The organism is Microcoleus sp. S1D4 (genome assembly GCF_036700765.1).
GTDB lineage: Bacteria > Cyanobacteriota > Cyanobacteriia > Cyanobacteriales > Microcoleaceae > Microcoleus.
This window is the reverse complement of sequence record NZ_JAUBPP010000003.1, coordinates 1-21,211: the sequence shown is the minus strand read 5'-3', so window position 1 is coordinate 21,211 and position 21,211 is coordinate 1. Positions and strand designations below refer to the sequence as shown.

Annotated in this window: 17 protein-coding genes and 1 tRNA gene; 9 read left to right on the top strand and 9 right to left on the bottom strand. The window is 46.1% G+C overall.

The genetic code is table 11. The annotated features are described in order from the left end of the window. Window positions 1-120: 120 nt before the first annotated feature. Both QT998_RS04080 and QT998_RS04075 read left to right on the top strand, forming a co-directional pair. Window positions 121-1,437: a glycoside hydrolase family 10 protein gene (locus QT998_RS04080; RefSeq protein WP_333116406.1), complete on the top strand. Its 1,317-nt coding sequence runs from the start codon at window positions 121-123 to the stop codon at window positions 1,435-1,437. Window positions 1,438-1,944: 507 nt separating this feature from the next. Beyond that, window positions 1,945-2,925 carry an aldo/keto reductase gene (locus tag QT998_RS04075; protein ID WP_333116409.1) on the top strand — a complete coding sequence of 327 codons (981 nt, stop codon included), beginning with the start codon at window positions 1,945-1,947 and terminating at the stop codon, window positions 2,923-2,925. A 65-nt stretch (window positions 2,926-2,990) separates the two neighbouring features. On the opposite strand, the gene QT998_RS04070 is transcribed toward QT998_RS04075, so the two are convergent. The 6 genes from QT998_RS04070 to QT998_RS04045 all read right to left on the bottom strand — a co-directional run bounded on the left by QT998_RS04070 (window position 2,991) and on the right by QT998_RS04045 (window position 8,480). After that, entirely contained in the window at window positions 2,991-3,326 is a 336-nt protein-coding gene (locus QT998_RS04070) for a hypothetical protein (protein ID WP_333116411.1), read from the bottom strand. Window positions 3,327-3,388: 62 nt separating this feature from the next. After that, complete coding sequence (locus QT998_RS04065; RefSeq protein WP_333116414.1) at window positions 3,389-4,600, bottom strand: M20 family metallopeptidase; 1,212 nt, start codon at window positions 4,598-4,600, stop codon at window positions 3,389-3,391. Window positions 4,601-4,744: 144 nt separating this feature from the next. Next, on the bottom strand, window positions 4,745-5,452 hold the full coding sequence (gene bioD / locus QT998_RS04060) for a dethiobiotin synthase (RefSeq protein WP_333088585.1): 708 nt from the start codon (window positions 5,450-5,452) through the stop codon (window positions 4,745-4,747). Between the two features lie 59 nt (window positions 5,453-5,511). Continuing rightward, window positions 5,512-7,194 (bottom strand): serine/threonine-protein kinase, encoded by a 1,683-nt coding sequence (locus QT998_RS04055; RefSeq protein WP_333116416.1) that lies wholly within the window; start codon window positions 7,192-7,194, stop codon window positions 5,512-5,514. A 540-nt stretch (window positions 7,195-7,734) separates the two neighbouring features. After that, window positions 7,735-8,193: a GatB/YqeY domain-containing protein gene (locus QT998_RS04050; protein ID WP_333088588.1), complete on the bottom strand. Its 459-nt coding sequence runs from the start codon at window positions 8,191-8,193 to the stop codon at window positions 7,735-7,737. 110 nt (window positions 8,194-8,303) lie between these two features. Beyond that, window positions 8,304-8,480: a hypothetical protein gene (locus QT998_RS04045; RefSeq protein ID WP_333116417.1), complete on the bottom strand. Its 177-nt coding sequence runs from the start codon at window positions 8,478-8,480 to the stop codon at window positions 8,304-8,306. A gap of 131 nt (window positions 8,481-8,611) precedes the next feature. Here QT998_RS04045 and QT998_RS04040 point away from each other — a divergent pair, with 131 nt between their 5' ends. Both QT998_RS04040 and QT998_RS04035 read left to right on the top strand, forming a co-directional pair. After that, window positions 8,612-9,604 (top strand): ribose-phosphate pyrophosphokinase, encoded by a 993-nt coding sequence (locus tag QT998_RS04040; RefSeq protein ID WP_333088591.1) that lies wholly within the window; start codon window positions 8,612-8,614, stop codon window positions 9,602-9,604. Window positions 9,605-10,021: 417 nt separating this feature from the next. After that, complete coding sequence (locus QT998_RS04035; protein WP_333116420.1) at window positions 10,022-11,290, top strand: DUF3747 domain-containing protein; 1,269 nt, start codon at window positions 10,022-10,024, stop codon at window positions 11,288-11,290. A gap of 276 nt (window positions 11,291-11,566) precedes the next feature. On the opposite strand, the gene QT998_RS04030 is transcribed toward QT998_RS04035, so the two are convergent. The 3 genes from QT998_RS04030 to QT998_RS04020 form a co-directional block, all read right to left on the bottom strand. After that, window positions 11,567-12,478, bottom strand: a complete 912-nt coding sequence (locus tag QT998_RS04030) for a hypothetical protein (RefSeq protein ID WP_333116423.1) — start codon at window positions 12,476-12,478, stop codon at window positions 11,567-11,569. Further along, complete coding sequence (locus tag QT998_RS04025; protein WP_333116426.1) at window positions 12,456-16,760, bottom strand: AAA domain-containing protein; 4,305 nt, start codon at window positions 16,758-16,760, stop codon at window positions 12,456-12,458. The genes QT998_RS04030 and QT998_RS04025 overlap by 23 nt, the downstream gene beginning before the upstream one ends. Before the next feature lie 342 nt (window positions 16,761-17,102). Further along, a tRNA-His gene (locus QT998_RS04020) sits at window positions 17,103-17,175 on the bottom strand. A 326-nt stretch (window positions 17,176-17,501) separates the two neighbouring features. On the opposite strand from QT998_RS04020, the gene QT998_RS04015 reads away from it, so the two are divergent. The 5 genes from QT998_RS04015 to QT998_RS03995 all read left to right on the top strand — a co-directional run bounded on the left by QT998_RS04015 (window position 17,502) and on the right by QT998_RS03995 (window position 21,103). Continuing rightward, window positions 17,502-17,567 (top strand): 4-Cys prefix domain-containing protein, encoded by a 66-nt coding sequence (locus QT998_RS04015; protein ID WP_333088826.1) that lies wholly within the window; start codon window positions 17,502-17,504, stop codon window positions 17,565-17,567. Window positions 17,568-17,969: 402 nt separating this feature from the next. Beyond that, complete coding sequence (locus tag QT998_RS04010) at window positions 17,970-18,653, top strand: manganese catalase family protein (RefSeq protein WP_333088598.1); 684 nt, start codon at window positions 17,970-17,972, stop codon at window positions 18,651-18,653. Between the two features lie 199 nt (window positions 18,654-18,852). Next, window positions 18,853-19,593: a sirohydrochlorin chelatase gene (locus QT998_RS04005; RefSeq protein WP_442921938.1), complete on the top strand. Its 741-nt coding sequence runs from the start codon at window positions 18,853-18,855 to the stop codon at window positions 19,591-19,593. Next, entirely contained in the window at window positions 19,590-20,414 is an 825-nt protein-coding gene (cobA, locus tag QT998_RS04000; protein WP_333116429.1) for a uroporphyrinogen-III C-methyltransferase, read from the top strand. The genes QT998_RS04005 and cobA overlap by 4 nt, the downstream gene beginning before the upstream one ends. Before the next feature lie 98 nt (window positions 20,415-20,512). Next, a complete protein-coding gene (locus QT998_RS03995) occupies window positions 20,513-21,103 on the top strand; it encodes a cytochrome b (RefSeq protein ID WP_333116431.1) in 591 nt (196 codons plus the stop codon). Window positions 21,104-21,211: the final 108 nt, after the last annotated feature.

Below are 21,211 nucleotides of genomic sequence, written 5' to 3'. Positions count from 1 at the left end.
ATATTTGACCGGCGCGGCGATCGCACATTCAGCACAAATTGCTGTAGACTGTAGAACGAGCAAACTTCATCACCAAATTATGCCGGGGTGTGTTTTATAGCTAATTAACCATTCACAACTATGACATTACGCATCATTCCTCGCAGTTGGCAGCGATCGATTAAAACAATTTTCCCGCTGCTATTTGCGATATCATTCATTATAGTATTGCTAGTTAATAACTTAACTCCGGCGATCGCCCAACAACACCGCCAAGAAATTCGCGGAGTTTGGATGACGACAAACGACAAAGACATCCTCAGAGATCGCCACAAACTAGGAGATGCGATCGCTAAATTAAAGCGGTTAAATTTCAACACGATCTATCCCGTAGTCTGGAACTCTGGCTATGCCATGTATCCCAGCCCAGTCGCCCAGCAAAGAGACATTCAACCATTTGTTTACAGAGGGTTAGACGGACAGGATATGCTCGCAGATTTAATTGCCCAAGCCCACCGCCAAGGCCTGCTAGTAATTCCTTGGTTTGAGTTTGGTTTTATGACACCTCCCACCTCAGAATTAGCATTAAGCAATCCCGATTGGCTGACACAAAAACAGGACGGCACACAAACATCAAACGGCGCAGGCGGCGAAGTAGTTTGGCTCAATCCATTTCATCCAGAAGTGCAGGAATTCATTACCGAACTCGTACTAGAAATCAACACCCAATACAACGGCGATGGCATTCAATTTGACGATCACATGAGTTTGCCATCAGAATTTGGCTACGATGAATACACCATTGCTTTGTATACCAAAGAAACCAAAAAAGCACCGCCCCAAAATTTTGAAGATCCAGCATGGGTGAAATGGCGAGCCAATAAAATCACCGCTTTTATGTCGAAGCTAAATCAAGCAGTAAAAGCAGTAAAACCCCACGCTATTTTCTCGATTTCTCCCAATTACTACGAATTTGCTTACAAACATCACCTGCAAGATTGGTTGAATTGGGTGCGTTTCGATATTGCCGACGAACTAATCGTGCAAGTGTACCGTCCCAATCTAGAATCATTTGTGGACAAAATTAGCCGTCCAGAAATGCGAGAAGCACAGCAAAAAATTCCCACCGGAGTTGGGATTATGACAGGTTTAAGAAATCGCCCAGTAGCGATTCAGCAAATTCAATCCCAGGTGCGGGCCGTCCAACAATACGGCTTAGGTGCGGCTTTCTTCTACTACGAAAGCTTGTGGGAAGATGCACCGGAACCAATTGGCGATCGATTTTCTCAATTTAGTGAATTCTTCCCATTTGCTGCATTCCGAACAGCGCTACAAATACCCAGACGCGCCGCAACTTTCCCACCGCCGCCGCCACCCAAACCCGATCCCAAAGCTAAGCCCCAGCAACCTACAAAAGACTCCCCACCTTCTCCCTCACCAACCACATCACAAAAGTAAAGAGTCATTAGTCATTGGTCATTAGTCATTAGTTGTTGGTTATTGGTTATTGGTTATTGGTTGTTGGTTATTGGTTATTGGTTATTGGTTATTGGTTATTGGTTACTGGTTATTGGTTACTGGTTACTGGCTACGAATTCCCAATTCCCAATTCTCACTTCCCAATAACAACTAACAAATAACAACTAACAGCTAACAGCTAACAGTCAACAGTCAACAGTCATTGGTCATTAGTCATTAGTCATTAGTTGGGAATTGGTTATTAGTTATTGGTTATTGGTTATTGGTTATTGGTTATTGGCTACGAATTCCCAATTTCCAATTCTCACTTCCCAATAACAACTAACAAATAACAACTAACAGCTAACAACTAACAGCTAACAACTAACAGCTAACAGTCATTGGTCATTAGTCATTAGTCATTAGTTAACGACCAACAATAAAATTCACTCTTTGACAGAAGTGCAAGATTTCAGAGCAGAGTTAATATAACAACCATCAATAAGAATGCAAACTAACCAAAAAATTTTACTGCCAAAAATGGGCTGCGGCACTTGGGCCTGGGGTAATAGATTACTCTGGGGCTACGATGAAAGTATGGACGAGGAATTGCAAGCCGCATTCAATCTTTGCGTCAGCAGCGGTGTCACCTTGTTCGATACCGGCGACTCTTACGGAACAGGAAAATTAAACGGACGCAGTGAACAGCTTTTGGGGCAGTTTTCCCAACAATATCAAGGTGCAAATAAAGACAATATTTGTATTGCGACAAAACTCGCGGCTTATCCTTGGAGGCTGACGCGACAATCCATGATATCTGCTGGTAAAGCCTCGGCTTCGCGGCTCGGAAAAAATGTAGATTTGGTGCAAATGCACTGGTCTACAGCTAACTACGCTCCTTGGCAAGAGGGGGCTCTTTTGGACGGTTTAGGCGACCTTTACGAGCAAGGATTGGTTAAGGGTGTAGGTTTGTCTAATTACGGGCCGAAACGGCTGAAATGGGTGCATCAAAGATTTAGCTCCCGCCAAATTCCAATTGTTACTTTACAAGTGCAATATTCCCTACTTTCCACCTATCCGGTAACAGAACTCGGCTTGAAAGATGTTTGCGATGAATTGGGGATAAAATTGATTGCTTACAGTCCTTTAGCCTTGGGGTTGCTGACGGGGAAATACTCGGAAAATGGCTCTCTTCCTAAAGGTATTCGAGGTTTGGCGTGCAAGCAGCTACTTCCGGGAATGCGATCGCTTTTGGGATGTTTGCGAGAAATAGCTGCTGTTAGAAACAAGACTGTTTCGCAGGTAGCAATCAACTGGTGCATCTGCAAAGAAACTATTCCCATTCCCGGCGCTAAATCTGCCGCACAGGCGAGGGATAATATTGGTGCTTTGGGCTGGGAGTTAGACTCCGGGGAGATTGCAGAATTGGATAAGGCGGCGGCGAGTGTGGATAAAAAAATGGTGCAGAATATCTTTCAAACTAAGTAATTGGTAATTGGGAATATCAAGTGTGGTTAAATAGATATGATTGCTGATAAGGTAGCCAACCACCTTTAGGACAAACCCAAATGATCTCTTTCTCTAAGAATATCACCCCCTTCTCCTTTTAAGTAAAGCTCTCCTGTCATACCTTGGTGAAGCTCATCAAGATCCCTACCATACGCTCTGATTCTAATGACTTGCAGTTTAACCTCTCTAATATCTGACCTGCCGAACTTTTCAAACTCATATCTTGCTTCAAAAACAGACGTTTTAATTATGTATTGATAGGAGACTAGGAAAATATCTCCTATTTTGATAATACCTTTATTGCAAGCTCCTTGAACGCAATATTTTTCCTCTAACTCTGTAACATTATCAACATCAAATTCTTTGACTTCTTTACTCATTAGCTTCTCCTAAAGCGCGTCTGAGAATGGTAAGGTGCGCATTGCGCACCCTACAAATAAAGCTAATTGCAAAACTTTTCTACGCACCTCACAAACATTTCTACACCCATCCCCAAGGCAGTTTCATCAAAATCAAAGCGCGGGTGATGGTGCGGGTAAGCCAAGTTTTTTTCGGGATTTGCCGCGCCCAAAAAGAAATAGCAACCGGGGACTTCTTGCAAAAAGAATGACATATCCTCGCCGCCCATTGTTTGACATTCCGGCACTATTCCTGCAGGAGTTTCTACTACCGATTCGGCGGCGCTGCGTACCAATTGAGTCATGCTCGCATCGTTGATAACTGGCGGATAAAGCGAGCAATAATCTAGTTGGTAATTTGCGCCGTGACTCTGACAAATTCCGGCAATTATTTGCTCGATTCGTTGAGAAAAATAACCTTGATATGTGGGATTGAAATAGCGCACTGTACCGCCGATTTGGGCGGTGTCGGCGATGACGTTGTGGGTGTCACCTGCGTGGAATTTGCCGACTGTTACTACGGCTGAGTCGATCGGGTCAATGTTCCGCGCGACAATTGCCTGCAAGGCGCTGACAATTTGGGCTGTAACGACGATCGCATCTACTGTCTGATGCGGCATTCCCCCGTGCCCGCCCTTGCCAAAAATCCGGCAGTCAAAAACTTCGACAGCAGCCATCAGCGCCCCGCTGCGAACGCCTATAGTGCCTAATGGTAGATTGTTCCACAAATGCAAGCCGACGATCGCATCAACATCAGGATTTTGCAAAACTCCCGCTTCAATCATCGGTTTTGCGCCGCCCGGGCCTTCTTCGGCGGGCTGAAAGATAAATTTTACTTGACCCGAAAAGCTGTGTTTGTGCTTGGCCAGATAACAAACTGTACCGAGGGCGATCGCAATATGACCGTCGTGGCCGCAAGCGTGCATAATACCATCATGCTGCGATCGATAATCCACCTCATTTTCCTCTTGAATCGGCAAAGCATCCATATCAGCCCGAATTGCCAAAACCCGCCCCGGTTTGCCGCTGTCGATAGTGGCGACAACACCAGTTTTAGCAATATTAGTTTGATGCTCTATCCCCCATTCTTGCAACTTTTGCGAGACAAACTGGGCCGTTAAATTTTCATCAAAACTCAACTCCGGCTTTTCGTGCAAACGCCGCCGCCATTCGACTAACTGAGGCTGCAAGTTTCTAATCTCCAGCCGCAATTGAGATAAATCGACATCAGTTAAATTCGGTAAAGTAGAAACCATTTTTCATTCTCCTTATAGCAATTTGCGAACCTCTCTCTTCTCTTGCTCTGCGCTCTCTGCGCTCTCTGCGGTTAAAATAAAATCTTAATTTTTCACCGCAGAGGCCGCAGAGTACGCAGAGAAAGAGAGGTGTTTTGAATAGGGTTATTTAGAAGTCTGAGGAACTAAATTAACCCCCGGAAGTAATCGCTCTAAATCTAATTCTGAAGCTGATGCTGCTAATTTTGTCAGGTCATTTGGGTCATCTAAATGAGGCAAAGTACCCAGCACGGGCATTTGAGTCAGCGACTGGATCAAATCTATTGGTGTCAAGTCGGCAATTTCTTGTGCAGAACAAGCTTTAACGCAATTGAGGACAATTCCTCTGAGCTTAAAACCCGCGTGTCTGGCGAGAGCAACATTTGCCACAGCTTGCCCGATCGCCCCCAGCCTCACAGGTACCACCAAAACTCCCCTCAGCCGCCAATCCCTGGCAATATCGGCCACCGTCAGTTCCCGCGTTACAGGCGAACCCAGCCCTCCCAAAGCTTCCACCAACACAAAATCCTTGCGCTCAGAGAGGCTTTGCAGCGCCGTCCAGACTTTTTCTAGTTCGATCTGTCTCCCCTCCCGTTCTGCAGCAATTGGTGGTGCTAGAGGCGCATCAAAGTGCAGCGGATTGAGTTCTTCGGGGGATTGGTCGAGACGAAACAAACGAGTGTAGAGTTCGCGATCGCCCGTTCCCGTTTGCATGAGTTTCATAATTCCCAAACTGCGATCGGGGAAATACATTTGCCAATAAGCAGCCAGAGCGCTGGTCAAAACAGTTTTGCCCGCGTCGGTATCAGTTCCAGCAATCAGCAACGAGTTCATTGGCAAATAGCTAACAAGTAATTGGCCTCAACTTCACTCTACATTGTCTTGCCAAAAGTTTAGAGTTCCGGCGAGGGGGCAGGAGTTGGTGCGGGTTCCGGCGACGGCGCGGGAGTTGGTGCGGGAGTTGGTGCGGGTTCCGGCGACGGCGCGGGAGTTGGTGCGGGTTCCGGCGACGGCGCGGGAGTTGGTACCGGTTCCGGCGACGGTGCGGGAGTTGGTGCAGGTGTCGGGGCGGGTGTCGGTTTGGGTGTCGGAGTTGGTTTGGGTGTCGGTTTGGGTGTCGGAGTCGGTTTGGGTGTCGGAGTCGGTGTCGGAGTCGGTGCTGGTGTCGGTTTGGGTGTCGGAGTCGGTGCTGGTGTCGGTTTGGGTGTCGGAGTCGGCGCGGGGATTGTTTCTGGTAAAGGTTCTGGGCTTGTTTCTGGTAAAGGTTCCGGGCTTGTTTCTGGTAAAGGTTCCGGGCTTGGTTCTGGTAAAGGTTCCGGGCTTGGTTCTGGTAAAGGTTCCGGGCTTGGTTCTGGTAAAGGTTTTGGGGTTGGGGTTGGTAACGGTTCTGGGCTTGGTATCGGATTTAGGATCGGTGTCGGAGTTATGACTTGTGGTGGTGTCGGAGTGGGTTTGGGTGTCGGTTTGTTGAGAAATGAGCCTACTAAGGCCCAGGAACCGAAGCCAGTCAAGATTACTAAGCCTGTTAGCAATCCGATCGCAGCAACGGGATTGTCCCAAACAGAGCCGCCAGCGGGCTGAATTAGGGGGTCAGGTTGGTTTTGCGGGTAAGAACTAGGGGCGATCGGAGCGGGAGCGGGATCGGGCGGCCGGCCCACGGCTACCGTGGCGATTAGCGAAGCGTTTGACGGGACTACAGCAGGCGCTGGCGGTAAAGTTTGCTGGTTAGGCTGAGGGTTGGTTTTTCCGTCGAGTGCTTTGGCTACTTCGCTGACAGATTGATATCGATCGCCCGGAGAGCGATTTAACATCCGATTCAGTACCGCCGCCAAGCCTGGGCTCACCTGCACTTGCTGCTGCCAATTCCACTGCAGGGTTCTTTGATCGAGCAATTCCTGCGGTTCTTTGCCCGTCACCAGGACGATCGCCGTTACAGCTAAAGCATACAGGTCGCTGCTGGCAGTTGCGCGCCCGCTTTGCAACTGTTCCATCGGCGCGTAGCCGATTTTACCGACTGTTGTCGCGTGGGCTGTTCCTTCGGGAGACTGGACTTTGGTGGCGAGTTCTTTCACCACTCCAAAGTCAATCAGCACCGGCAACTGGTCGTTTTCCCGGCGGATGATATTTTCAGGGGAGATGTCGCGGTGGATGATGCCGCGGGCGTGGATGTGAGCCAGTACCGGTAGCATTTGCCGGATAAATATCAAGACTTCGGCTTCGCTGAATCTGCCGCCTGCAGAAGTGCGATCGAGCAACAGTTCGCGGTAAGTCATCCCTTCCACGTAATCCTGCACTAAAAACAAACGTTGATTCTCTTCAAATATTGCCCGAAACTGGGGAATTTGCGGGTGCGAAATTTGGTAAAGTATTGCCGCCTCTCTTTGAAACAATTCCTTCGATTTTTCCAAAACGTAAGGCCCGCTTTGCACCGGAATCAATTCCTTTAGGGCGCAGCGTTCTTTAAACCGCCCCTCGTCTTCTACTAAATAAGTGCGGCCAAATCCCCCTTGACCTAAAATACTCACCAAGCGGTAACGGTTTTGTAGGAGAGTTCCAATAGCAATAGGTGGCTGCATAAGTTTAAGTAGAAATTGTTAAAAAATAGGCGATCGCTCGCAGACCTAGTAATGCTAGGTCTTTAGTGCTCTCGAACATACTTCACTGTCTGTAGTTCCCAGTCCCGACCAAAGTTAGCATTTTACATTTTTTTACGCAACTTTGATAAATCAGCAAATTTAAGTAGGGGCGATTCCCTAGGGGATAGCTTCGCTTAACGCAGCGGGATAATCCCCATACATTCTTTGTTCTGACTGCTGACTACTGAACTAAGGATCGAAAACTTAATAACTTAAACACCTCTTACAGTCCTCTCTTTTGTAAGTTGCCTTCCTCAAAGGAGGCTCTTCCTCGCCCCAGAAGCATTACCAGGCAGAGCGAAAGTAACGAGCAACCAACTACCAACTACCAACTACCAACTACCAACTGACTACTGACTACTACCAACTGCCAAATAAGAGGGCGGGCACGCACCATCCACCCCCCCTACCAACTGCCAACCGACTACTGACTACTGCCAACTGCCAACTGCCAACTGCCAACTGCCAACTGCCAACTGACTACTGACTAAGCTTTGCTTTCACCATGTCTTGAATTCTGTTACCGTCTGCTTTGCCCTTAAGCTGCTGCATAGCCTTGCCCATCACCTTTCCCATCTCTTTTGCAGAAGTAGCGCCCACCGAGGCAATCACTTCGTCAACCACTTGACTCACCTCTTCGTCTGACATCTGCGGCGGCAAATACTCTTCCACAATTACCAACTCCGCCTCTTCTTGTGCCACTAAGTCTTCGCGACCGCCTTTGCGGTATTGTTCGATCGAATCCCGGCGCTGTTTGGCTATTTGCATCAAAATTTCCAATTCTTGAGCTTCTGTCAGCGTCTCTTGCCCGGAAGGACGCAAGCTGACTTCTTTTTCGAGAATAAATTTTTTGATGCCGCGCACTGTTTCCAAGCGAACTTTGTCCTTGGACTTCATGGCTGCTTTGATTTCTGCGTCAATCCGTTCTCTTAAGCTCATCGATTTCTACCTTGCTTTGCCCAATATCAAAAATCAGGAGTATGCTTCCGATTCTTAACTTTTTTTACAGTATTTTTCAAGTTTATTGTCTGTCGGTCGCATTTTTATCACTATTGAAGCCGGATGCTTTCGGCTTTTGACCCAATTTTGGGCGATCGCAACTTCCAGTCAGGGCGCGGACATTGACTGTCGCCAAAATTTTGAGACACCGGCGGGCCGGCGGGCGATCGCACTTCTGGCAGTACAGAACTTGGTAGAAACGCGGTTTCTTGGACGTAATTCTGCAACTCCTATTCAGTTCGCCTAAATTAACACTTGCGATCGCTCCGAAAGTTAAATCTATCAAAATAATGACTTAATATTTCGAGTTTAAGATGGTAAGATAGCGGTGGAATAAACGTCCTGCAAGAGGCCTGCTGTGATCCGTTCTGCTACTTTACCGCTTCCGCTTCCCGAGTCGCCGATTTCTGGCAACGACCGTCTGCGGCTGTTTTCCGGTTCCGCTAATATTCCCCTCGCCCAAGAGGTGGCTCGCTATCTGGGGATCGATTTGGGGCCGATGGTTCGCAAGCGGTTCGCGGATGGCGAACTCTACGTTCAAATTCAAGAATCGATTCGGGGTTGTGATGTTTACTTGATTCAGCCAACTTGCTGTCCGGTAAACGATCGCCTCATGGAATTATTAATCATGATCGATGCTTGTCGCCGCGCTTCTGCAAGACAAGTTACTGCCGTCATTCCCTACTACGGCTATGCTAGGGCAGACCGCAAAACGGCCGGCAGAGAGTCGATTACTGCAAAATTAGTGGCTAATTTGATTACTGAAGCAGGGGCCGGTCGCATTTTGGCAATGGATTTGCACTCGGCTCAGATTCAAGGTTATTTTGACATTCCTTTCGATCACGTTTACGGTTCGCCCGTGCTTTTGGATTATCTGGCGAGCAAGCAGTTGTCGGATATTGTTGTGGTTTCGCCGGATGTTGGCGGAGTCGCTAGGGCGAGAGCATTTGCCAAAAAGCTTGGCGATGCTCCCCTGGCAATTATTGACAAGCGCCGCCAAGCTCACAATGTGGCAGAAGTGATGAACCTGATCGGTGATGTCAGTGGCAAAACTGCTGTGTTGGTGGACGACATGATCGATACTGCCGGCACGATTTGTGAGGGTGCCAGATTGTTGCGCCGCGAGGGTGCGAGGCAGGTTTATGCTTGTGCTACTCATGCAGTATTTTCGCATCCGGCGATCGAGCGTTTGTCTAGCGGAGTCTTGGAAGAGGTAATTGTTACGAATACAATTCCTGTACCTGAAGAACACCGTTTTGAACAGTTAACGGTACTTTCGGTAGCGAATTTGCTGGGCGAAACTATTTGGCGGATTCACGAAGATAGTTCTGTTAGCAGTATGTTCCGGTAGGCATAAAAGGCCTTTATTTAATATTTATTTTAAGGTGCGTTAACCAGCGTGTAACGCACCATTTTTTTATAGGATCTCCCCTCACATCAATTCCGGTTGCACTCATACATGATGTTAACAGTTAACAGTTAACAGTTAACAGTTAACAGTGAATTTACTCTTCCGATGAAGAGAGAATTTGATATCACATCCTCTAAAAAAGGCTGACGAAATAAAATACTCTTGTCCCCCCGATAGTTGGGAGGCTAGGTTGGCTCGGATTTAATTTGCACGGTATTGAATTTTATTATATTTCTCCGACTCAGGGCGCATCAACGGAACAACAGATGGTAAAATTCTATCTTGTTGTCAGAAGACCGCGACCTTTTAATCTTCTAGGTATGTCTCATCAACACAAGGAGTAAAGAGGGAAAAACTATGAAACATTTACTGCTACGAACAGCAGCCGCACTGGCAGGTTCAGCAATTTTAACACTAGGCGCGATCGCCCCAGTCAAAGCATTTACTTTTGACGAAACCGAAATTAACCAAGAGCGAGTAGTTGCGATCGCCCAACCCCGCCCCTTCGGTGGCTATCAATTGCTAATTGTAGAACAAGTAACAGACAAACGGCAATGCTGGAGCGAAAACGGCTCTAATCCCGTCAGAATCGATCCCTTATTAGTTAATTTTGATTTCACCGGCATTTGCGGCCGCGCCACAGACAGCAACGGCTTTTCTATTCGCATGGGCGGCACCGATTTAGCATTAAAATACAGCCTAAGTTTGGAAAAAATTGATGGCAATGTTGTACTCATGGGAACTTCCCTAGATCCCAACGTTAAACCGATAATTATCGGCCGGACAAACGGTGATGTTAACGGCTTTATGAAAATCACCCTCGATCCGGGCTGGCGATTTAGTAAAAGAGCTTATCAAGGCAAAGTATTAGGTCATTTTTATTTCACAACCAGTCAAAACGCGCCGGGAGAAACTGGCAATACCGGAGGAAATAACGGCGGAAATACTGGCGGAAATACCGGAGGAAATACTGGTGGAAATACCGGAGGAAATACCGGAGGAAATACTGGCGGAAATACTGGATCTTCTACATTCGGAGATATTGCAACTGATATCTACGCTTCCGAAATTAAAGAAGCTGTCGCGCTGGGATTTGTAGCGGGCTTTGCTCAAGATAATACCTTTCGGCCCCAACTTGCTGTCACCAGAGAGCAATTAGTATCTTTAGTATTGGAATCCTTGAAAGGAATACAAGGTGCTAATATCGCATTTCCCAGCATAGTTGCTTCCCGTCCCTACAGCGATGTTGATAACTCACGCTGGAGTGCGGGAAAAATTCAATTTGCGCGAGACAATAAGATAGTCAGCGGTTACACAGATGGAACTTTTAAACCTACGCAGCCTGTGACTCGCGCTGAATTGATGGCGGTGATGCGAAGATCTGCAGAATTTGGTTTGTTGGCGCGGGGAATGCAGCCGAATTTATTGGCTAAACAGCAGCCTAAAACTTTTTCAGATACTCAGAATCATTGGGCTGCTGCGATTATCAATCAAATGTCTGGTTATTGTGGTGTAGCTTCTCCTCTTAACGAAATTGGGAATCGGTTTGCTCCCGATGATTCTGCAAAGCGGAATTACGGGGCGGCGGCTACTTTGCGGATGCTGAAATGCGTTAAGGCTCAGTAGAAATATCGTAGGGTGCGTCAGTTTAGCAATCTTAAGACTGATATCAAATCCTCTCTTTATCGGAATAGTAAATTCACTGTTGACTGTTAACTGTTGACTGTTGACTGTTGACTGTTGACATCATGAGGAGTGAACCGGAATTGATATGACGCACCTACAGGATAGAAAATACTGAAATCTAGGAATTAGTTAAATCGTGTTCGGTAGATTACTATAACAAAAACGGTTCGCGCGTGTAGAATGCGAGTCCGCTCTTTTCTTGGGGACTCGCAACTTTTAGGGTTTCTTCTTTTTTCCTGCGGCTGTAGATGACTTTTTGCGAGTTTTTTTAACCGGGATCGTTTCTGACTCAGGCTGTGCAATTTCTTCCGTTGATTTGCACAATTCATTCAGCAATTTCTGCTGAGATTCGAGTTGGTTGAGAAAGTTTGATGCTGTTTCTAATATTTGCTTTCCCTGTCGGGCTTGAATGGTAGTTTTATTTTCTATTCCATCCAGCAACACAAAAATTGATACGGTTTGTAAAACATCTAAATCGTCGCCGATGACATCGCACTTAGAGACAATTTTGCCGTTTTCGGGGATGTGAATTCCTAAACCGGATGCTTCGATTAACGGCTGGATTTCTGCTATGCTTAAATCGGCAAAGTCGGTAATTTGATGTTCCAGCGATACTAATTCTGCTAAATCTGGTAAATCGCTGGATTCTGTGGCTACAGCATCGAATTTGAAGGTGAGAGTTTGATTTAAAGGATCGGAAATCGCGTAAATTGATTGAACGTGCGATCGACTAACCATACCTTTTTCGCAAAAATCTTGACCTTGCGGGGCGATCCTCTTCGAGGGCTTCGCTAACGCAATTTTACCATTATCCGCCACCTCCAAAACCTCCAAACCAACCAAATTCGCCGCCGCAGTCTTCACAAAAACCAAATCCAACCCCAACAAATCCGCCAATTCCTGCAAAGTCGGCGCAGGATCGAACTCAACACCAGCCCGCAAAATAAACTCCTCCAACACGTTAAACTCGCGCGGTTCGCTAACAGTCACCTCCAGCGGAGTTTGGCGGATAGCAAACCTCAATTGACGCGCCGCCAACACCGACAAACCAGGATTTTGTTGCTCGATTTGTGCAGCTAGCGAACTTAAATTCGAGTCAATTGATTTAGCTGAGGACGCTAGAAACATCTACAAAACCTCCCCAGTGACGCACCGTTTTTGAAACTTCCTGATACATTTTTCCCACAGTACCTGTTTGTTGGGTAAATAAATCGTGACAGCCGACAACTACCAGCAATTCCTGGGCGCGAGAAAATGCCACATTCACCCGTTCCGGTTCCTTAGCAAATCCAATATCACCCCTAACATTATTGCACACCGTGCTGACAATAATTACAGGTCTTTCCATGCCTTGAAATATGTCAACCGTACCAGTGCGGATGCTCAAAGAAGGAAACTTTTCGGCTTCTATTCTATCTTTAATGGCGTTCAATTGTGCGCCGTAAAAAGTAATGATTCCGATTTCCTTCGGCGGTTCACCCTCTAATATTTTAGGCCGCCAAGCGGTTTCCATCTGTTCGCACAAAAGCTCGATCGCATCAATCTCCTTGACATTCAGCCGCGAAGTCCCCTGTTTCTCCTCCTCAAACCCTTGTCCCACAGGCGTTTTTACCCACAGGAGGTGATTGTTTTCTTGAATAATTTTACCTGCGAGATTGTGCGCGCGTCTCGTATCGGCTTCCAGAATCCCGCAGTTAAGTTTTTGTTGGTAAAACTGATTGATTGCGCCCATGATTTGCGGGTGCATTCGGTATTGAGTTGTCAGCATTTTCTTGATCCCGTCGCTAGCATTTTCAAACAATACTTTAAACAGCGATTCTTTGATAAAGCTAAGTTCATCTCCAGTGCAACCGATATCTTCGGCGATATCATCGATCGTACTTCGATCGAACATCGGCGGCAATTGCCTGTGATCGCCCACTAATACTAATTTCCTACCCTTCAAAGCTGGGATTAATAACTCTGGCGGAGTGCATTTGCTAACTTCATCAACTATGACTGCATCAAAGCTGGGAAAGTTTTTGCTAAAATCAAAACTCGCAGCTTGCACACAGGTAATGCCGATGACATTAGCATTGTCAATATAAATTTGCTTTAAATCGTTGCGGTCTTTTTCCGATGGATGGCGAAGTTTTTCGATCCAATCTGTAACAAAAATTTGAGAACGATTTAATGCTGTTTCTTCTCGTTCTAATTCCCTCTGAAAATTATTGAAAATACGCTTAATTTTGCGTAAAAAATCCACGGCAAATAATTCGACATTGGGAATTTCTGGTTTGTATTTTTTCGGGAAACTTTGCCATGCTGACTCCCACCAATTTCTCTCAATTATTAATTCGGCTGTTGGTTGCTGCTGTTGCAGTTTAGCCGTAATGTCGTTTAATTCTGCTTGAAGTTGTGCGAGTTGCTGCTGCAAACCGGCGCTGGTTGTTTGCAGCGGTAATAATTGCTCGTCAAGACGGCTTTTAATATTTTCCAAAATCCCGAAAGGATCTAAGTCAGCAATGGATTTTTCAAGCTGGATCGCGCTCAACTTCCAAGCATCAATTTGCTTGACAAAATGCTGCGGTTGCTCCCAAATATTAGACTTTTGCGCGAGATATTGTTCGGCTAAACTCCGCAATCTTTCAGGTACATTTGGCTGGGCGACAATTGCTTGCAACAAATTAGTAACTTCGCTAATTTTTAAATTCGCCTCTTGCTGCGCTCTTTCTACCTGATTTTGGGCTGCCGATATTTGCTGCTGATTCAATGTTTGACCGATTTTATCTAATAATTGTTGCTGTTTGATCAGTTGTTGTTCGGTTTCGGTTTTGAGGGGAATTATGCACTGGCGGGCGTTGGCGAGGATGCTGTGCAGCAATTCTTTGACTAGGCGATCGCAAGTTGTCTGGATTTGATTGGGCTGAAAGGATTCACTGTAAAGTTGTTGAATTTTACTGAATAAATTGTTCGCTTTTTCTACGATAAATTTGCGCTGGCTGGGGCTGATTTGGGCGTAGCTGGCGAAGTCTTTGGCTAGTTGCTGCCATTGCGCCCGATCGCCCGCAGCGAGCACGAGCGGCGTTTGACTCAAATTTAGGTGCAAAAACTCGCTAAACCGGAATTGCTGCCCCTGAATGTCCTTAAAACCCGCGCTGGCTTCATGGGAAATTGCGTTTTGCAGTCTTTCCAAATCGGGTAAATTCACTTTACTCTTAGGAGGGACGATCGGCAATTTGAGCGATCGGGCAATTTTCAGCAATCCCGCAGGCAATTCTACCATTTCATCAGTCAGCATCGCGTTAGTTTCGCAGCAAGATTGCACAACCTTATAAAGTGTTGCATCTGCTGTCTCAATCCACTCTGCAACGCTGACGACAACGGCGGCAATTTCCGTTTTTCGCAATTCCAAATTCTTGATTTTCTGTTCGAGATTGTGGCGGTGCGTCTGATTTTGCAGATCGCCCAACTGTAGCTGATTCACCGCCTCCGACAACTGCCGCGACACCCGCAAAGACTCCGCAACCGCTGACATAGCGCGACAAACCTCATCAGCGCGATCGCCCGCCGCCTTAAATTCCGACATTTGCGCTGCTACAGTTTCCCGCAACCAAACCGCAATTCCAAACGCGCCGCACATAGGGCGATCCAAGCCAATTTGAATAGCATGATTAACACAAATTCGCACATTTGCCATAAAGTTTTCTACTAAAACATTACCTTCAGAATAAGATTTTAGTTTCGGCATAAACTCGGCAACTTCCGAAGATTCCCAGTTGATATCCGGTGTAGATAGCAGATTTGCTAAGCCATCAACCAAAAAATCAAGCTCGCTTTTAGCCGTTAAACTTAGTTCATAGACTGCTGTTTGCGCGGTCAACTTTTCCTCAATATCTGCCTTTCCGTCGTGAAGGTGCTTTAATTGCTTAAAAAAAACTTTTTCCGTGGCAAAGTAGGCATTAAATCGGTCAGAATCTGCCAGCAACTGCCGCAAAAATGTGATATTTATCTGGCGCTGCGAGAGCTTTTGTTCGCAATCAATCGCCGTATTTTGCAGCCAAGTGCCGATCGCATTTTCCTCCAAAAACGGCTGGCCTTCTTCCTGCACCTTATGAGCTTTTCCCTTCCGCAAAGCCCGAATCGCCGGATTGTGCACCAACCGACTCAAAGCATTATCAACGGCTAAATTTGCCTGGGAAGCAATTAGCGTTTTCCCGCCCTGACGAGCAATTTGATAGCAAATTTCCGCAATCACCGTCGTTTTTCCAGTTCCCGGCGGCCCTTGAATCAAAATTAAATCCCGCGCCGACAGCACCATTTCAACGGCGGCGAGTTGGTCGTCATTAGCATTGCGATTTAATAAATCTTCCCGATCCAATTTAATTAGTTTATCGGGAATTCTCGCCTGGGAAGAGTCGAATAAAAATTCGCTCAAATACGGATTTTGAGCGCGTCCGTCAGTCAGCATTTTTAAAGCTTTTTTCTTTCGATCGATCTGACTGATATCGCCTGCAGCTTCAAAATACAAAAATCCTTGTTTGGGAAGTTGATATCTGCCGCCAGCCATGCGATCGCCCAAATCCAAATCTAACTTAATCCGCAATTTACCGCGTTCAAACTCAATTTCAGCAATGCTACCCAAAGTTTCGCCATCGCGTGAACTTCTGCTTCCGGGCGGCGAATCAAATAAGATAATATCTTCATTTCTGGCTTGTTTTAGCCTTTCGCGAAAGTCGCCGATTTGTAAGGGATTTTCATCGTAGCCGTCAAGAGTTGCAGAATTGCGATCGATTTCAAAAGTTACGGTTTTTAAGCCAGAACCGTAGTTGTGGGCGCGGAAAGGTACGCAAAATTGACGCGCTTCGGCGATGCGTTTTTCTACATTTAAGAAAGTGTGCCAAACTTTTAATTGTTCGGTAGTCGGTATGTGTCTGTCGTCCCAAAATGGTATTTGTTGGATGCGGGCGATCGACTTTGCAGGAATTGGCGAGCGAGTTTGTGGCAAAAGTCGCAACTGCACCGGCAAAACATAGCCATCTTTTCTACCTCTGGGAACCGCCACCAAACCAGCATCTAGCAATTTCAAGCCGCCGATTCCGTCTTCAGTGCGTACTGTTGCTAACAATCGCAAAGTGCGATCGGCTTTTTGCAACAATTCTGGCAATTCAAAATTATCTCCATCCGTAGCAAGAATCAATTCCCAAATTTCTTCTTCAGAAAATCTCTCATTTACCTTTTGGCGGCGCACGTAGAAAAGACTGTGGGATGTGCCGGCTATTTCCGACATCAAAAGTTGGGCGCGTTCTCTGCATTCCCAATCGTAATATTTCGCTAAAGCGGCTTCTCCTTCTATATCCCGAATAAATTTATTAATTGTGCGATCGCCACTAAATTTATATCCCCAATCTTCTGCTACTAAAGATCGCATATTTTGATTTCTGATTTTTGATTGGAGATTTTAGATTAGCACATCGCAACTTATGCCGACACATTGGTGCCAACAACGAGCCTGAAAACCATGATAAATCTCGCTTTTCCCTTAGTCGAGATCCCCCTAAATCCCCCTGAATAAGAGGGACTTTGATGATGCTCTTGTCCCTTATTCAGGGGGGCTAGGGGGGATCGAGCCTAATCGTCAAAGAGCAGACCGACACTATTTTTAACGTTAAGCTGACATAAATGATGCCGGCAGAACCGCTAAATCCCAAAAAAAATGAGGCGTGCAGTGCACAACCTACAGCAATCTCATCAAAAAGTCTAGAATCAAAAGGGCGAATGATGGGAATTGAACCCACGAATGGTGGTACCACAAACCACTGCCTTAACCACTTGGCTACACTCGCCATAACTTTTCTAACTATAGCACTATATTCCCGAAAAAGTCTAGGGGTCAAGCAAAAAAATTTTGATTTTTTTTTCAGCGTCCCCGAACCCATCGCATCACTTGTGCCTCAAACGCCTTGCACAACAAGAGTTTAGCACAATTTCTCGTTTGGGCGATCGGCAAATATCCCGCACCCCAGCGCCTTAAAATAGACACACATCCCGAACTGCATCAGTTGTCAACCCTCCCTCTTCGCTCTTCCCTCTTCCTTTGCGCCCTTTGCGTCTTCGCGGTTCCTTAAAAAAAGTCTTCTTTGCAACCTAAAATCTAAAATCTAAAATCAATATGACTTACTGTCTCAATCCAGAATGTCAACAACCCGAAAATCCAACACCGCAAAACTTTGCTTAAACTGCGGCTCTAGCCTGTTGCTGAGACAGCGATATCGACAGATTCAACTTGTAGGGAAAGGTGGATTTTGCAAAACTTTAGTCAACAGTCAACAGTCAACAGTCAACAGTCAACAGTCAACAGTGAATTTACTATTCCGATGAAAAGAGGATTTGAGATCTGCCCAAAATTAACCGAGTGCGACAATAATCATGCTGCTAAATAGTAATTTTCATGGCTGCTAAGTAATGAAATTTTTTAATTTAAACTCTACCTGAAAGTAGAGAAATTTGTTCCGCTATATGTATCCAGCGACCGAGGTTGGAGGCGATCGCTTATCGCACAATGGATTCTGAGGATGAACACACCCAAAGTCGGCAATTTGACGACTTTAACAACCGAAACAAACCGAGGTACCGATCCATGTTTTTTCACAAAAAACAACTAATGTCTGCCGTAAAAGTAGACGAAGCAAACCCCCGCTTTGCTCAATTGCTCTTAGAACAGTTTGGCGGAGCCACCGGAGAATTGACAGCAGCTTTGCAATACTGGGTGCAGTCCTTTCACTGTGAAGATGCAGGGATTAAGGATATGCTTCAAGATATTGCAATCGAAGAATTTAGCCACTTAGAAATGGTTGGCAAAATGATAGAAATGCACACTAAAAATGTTGATCAAACAGAAGCTTACAAAAGCACTTTGTTTGCCGTGCGCGGTGTAGGCCCGCACTTGTTGGACAGCCAAGGTCAAGCTTGGAGTGGTGCTTATGTCAACGAAGGTGGCGATGTCGTGCGAGACTTGCGCGCTAATATCGGTGCGGAAGCCGGAGCGCGTCAAACTTACGAAGCATTGATTAAACTCGCACCTGATGCGGGAACGAAACAAACGCTGCAGTTTCTACTGACTCGCGAAATTTCTCACACTCAAATGTTCATGAAAGCTCTCGAATCGTTGGGCAAACTCACCGATCCGTTTTTCGGTAATATTGAGCCAGATTCGACTGTGGATCTATACTTTAATTTGTCTACAAATGGCAAGGACGAACGCGGTAATTGGAACTCTGAACCTACTTTTAAGTACATCGCAGATCCAGCTCCCAAAGGTTAATTTGAGAGTTGTGTAGGGTGCGCGCCGCGCACCTAGAGCGCTAAAAAGTGCGCGTCAAAGCATTGTTTTACCTTATTGGTGTATGTAGAGTGCGCGATTTGAGAGATGCCGACGAAATGTCGAGCAATTTTGAAGTCGCGCACCCTACGGTGTTATAATTATTATAAATTTTCTGTCGAACATTCACATCAAATCCATATTGAAATTGCGATCGACCTATTTATTAGTTTCTCACGGCAGCCGTGACCCCAGACCCCAACGGGCTTTGGAAAACCTCGGTCAACTGCTTTCTCAAAAATTAGCCGACTCGTTCCCCGCAGTAGCAACGGCTACCCTAGAACTCGGCCCCGCGCCGCTGCACGAACAAATTTGCAGTTTTGGCGAACATACCCTGTCGCTGGGGCTGACACAATTGCAAATCCTGCCCGCATTTTTATTGCCGGGAGTTCACGTCGCCGAAGACATACCCGCAGAGGTAGAAACTGCCCAAAAAACTTTTGGTACCAAACTAAAAATTGAATTGCGCCCGCATTTAGGTTCCCAGGAAGCGGGCTTAACACGCTTGCTAAAAAGTCAGATGCAAGAAGTGGCTTTTCTTCCCAATTTGCTATTGCCAAAATGGATTTTACTATCTCACGGCAGCCGCCGCCCCGGAGGTAACTCGACAGTTGAGAAAATCGCCAGCGAACTCGGTGCACTGACGGCTTATTGGTCGGTAAAGCCGAGTTTGGAAGCACAAATTGATAATTTGGTTCGCGGTGGACAGCAGCAAATAGGAATTGTGCCATACTTCTTATTTAATGGAGGAATTACAGATGCGATCGCCAAAAATGTCGCACAGCTAAAGCAGCAATTTCCGGCGGCGGAACTTCATCTGGCAAACCCTCTAGGCGCAAGTGTAGAATTAGCAGACTTAATTGGGAATTTAATTCAAAAATGAACCGCAGAGGCACGGAAGAGGTAAAGGAAGACAGAAAAATGTCTTTAGGTAAAGTGTATTTAGTAGGTGCTGGACCAGGAGATCCGGGTTTGATGACCTTAAAGGGAAAAGCTCTGTTAGAGTGTGCGGATGTGGTGATTTACGACGCTTTAGTCAGCCCTCAAATTTTGGCAGCAATCAACCCCGAAGCAGAACGAATTGATGCCGGAAAACGCAAAGGCCGCCACTCGTTAATGCAGGACGAAACAACCGATCTATTGATAGAAAAAGCTCAAAATAATGCGATCGTAGTTCGTCTTAAAGGCGGCGATCCTTTTATTTTCGGGCGCGGCGGCGAAGAAATGCAAGAGTTGGTAAAAGCTGGAGTTGCGGTGGAAGTTGTACCAGGTGTAACTTCCGGGATTGCGGCTGCGGCTTATGCGGGAATTCCTCTGACACACCGATCGTACAGTTCGTCAGTCACTTTTGTCACCGGCCACGAATCAGCGGGAAAATATCGGCCGGAGGTAAATTGGCAGGCGATCGCCCGCGGCTCCGAAACCATTGTAGTATACATGGGAATCCACAATTTGCCTTACATTATCGACCAGTTAACAGCAGCCGAATTGAGTGCCCAAACGCCCGTAGCATTAGTGCGCTGGGGAACGCGGCCGGAACAAGAAGAATTGATCGGAACTTTGGGTACAATTGTAGAGCAAGTTGAGGTTACTGGATTTTCAGCACCTGCGATCGCGGTTATCGGAAATGTCGTCAATTTACATGAAACATTGTCTGGCTGTCGGCCTGTTTTTCAAACTCAGGACTTACGCATCGGGGGCTAGAAACCCGGTTTATACGAAATATTTGCTCTCCCATCACGAGAAATATACGAGTCAACAACCCAGTTTATGAAATTGCAAATGCGTCTAGGAGTTATTGGATGAGTTCCGAATTAGTTCCGCCAACAACAAAGCCCCAACCTCGATCGAATTCAGCCTTCAAGCAATTGTGGTCAATGCACGCGGTGATGGCAACCTGTTATTTGCTGCTGATTGTTGGGGGATTTTTGATGGTAAAAATGCCAGACAGTACACCATTGCAAGGCAACGCTTACAGCTTGCACAAATCGATTGGGGCCTTGACAATGGCACTGCTAACTTGGCGTATTTTCATTCTGCAGCGGGTTTGGTGGCGCAAGTATACGCGCCGCCTTCCCAAGTTTACAGGTGAGTGGATTCGCACGTTTCTACTGCACGCGGCAATTTATTTGTTTATGGTAGCGGTTCCCCTGAGCGGATTTTTCCTCTCTAATTCTTACAAAAGCGGGAATGTGCCTTTTTTCTGGGTTGCAACGCTGCCCGATATCTTTCCTAAAAATGCAGCGGTTGTAGATTTGGCAAGAAATATCCATTTCTGGATGGTTTATACTTTCCTAGCATTTATTGTACTCCACGCGATCGACCAACAAAAATATGTGCGATCGCTCTGGAGGCGAACCACCCAAGCCATGAAGAAAGCATCCCTCCGTTAACCTCTTTCATTAGTCAGTTGTTAGTTGTTAGTTGTTAGTTGTTAGTTGTTAGTTGTTAGTTGTTAGTTGTTAGTTGTTAGTTGTTAGTTGTTAGTTGTTAGTTGTTAG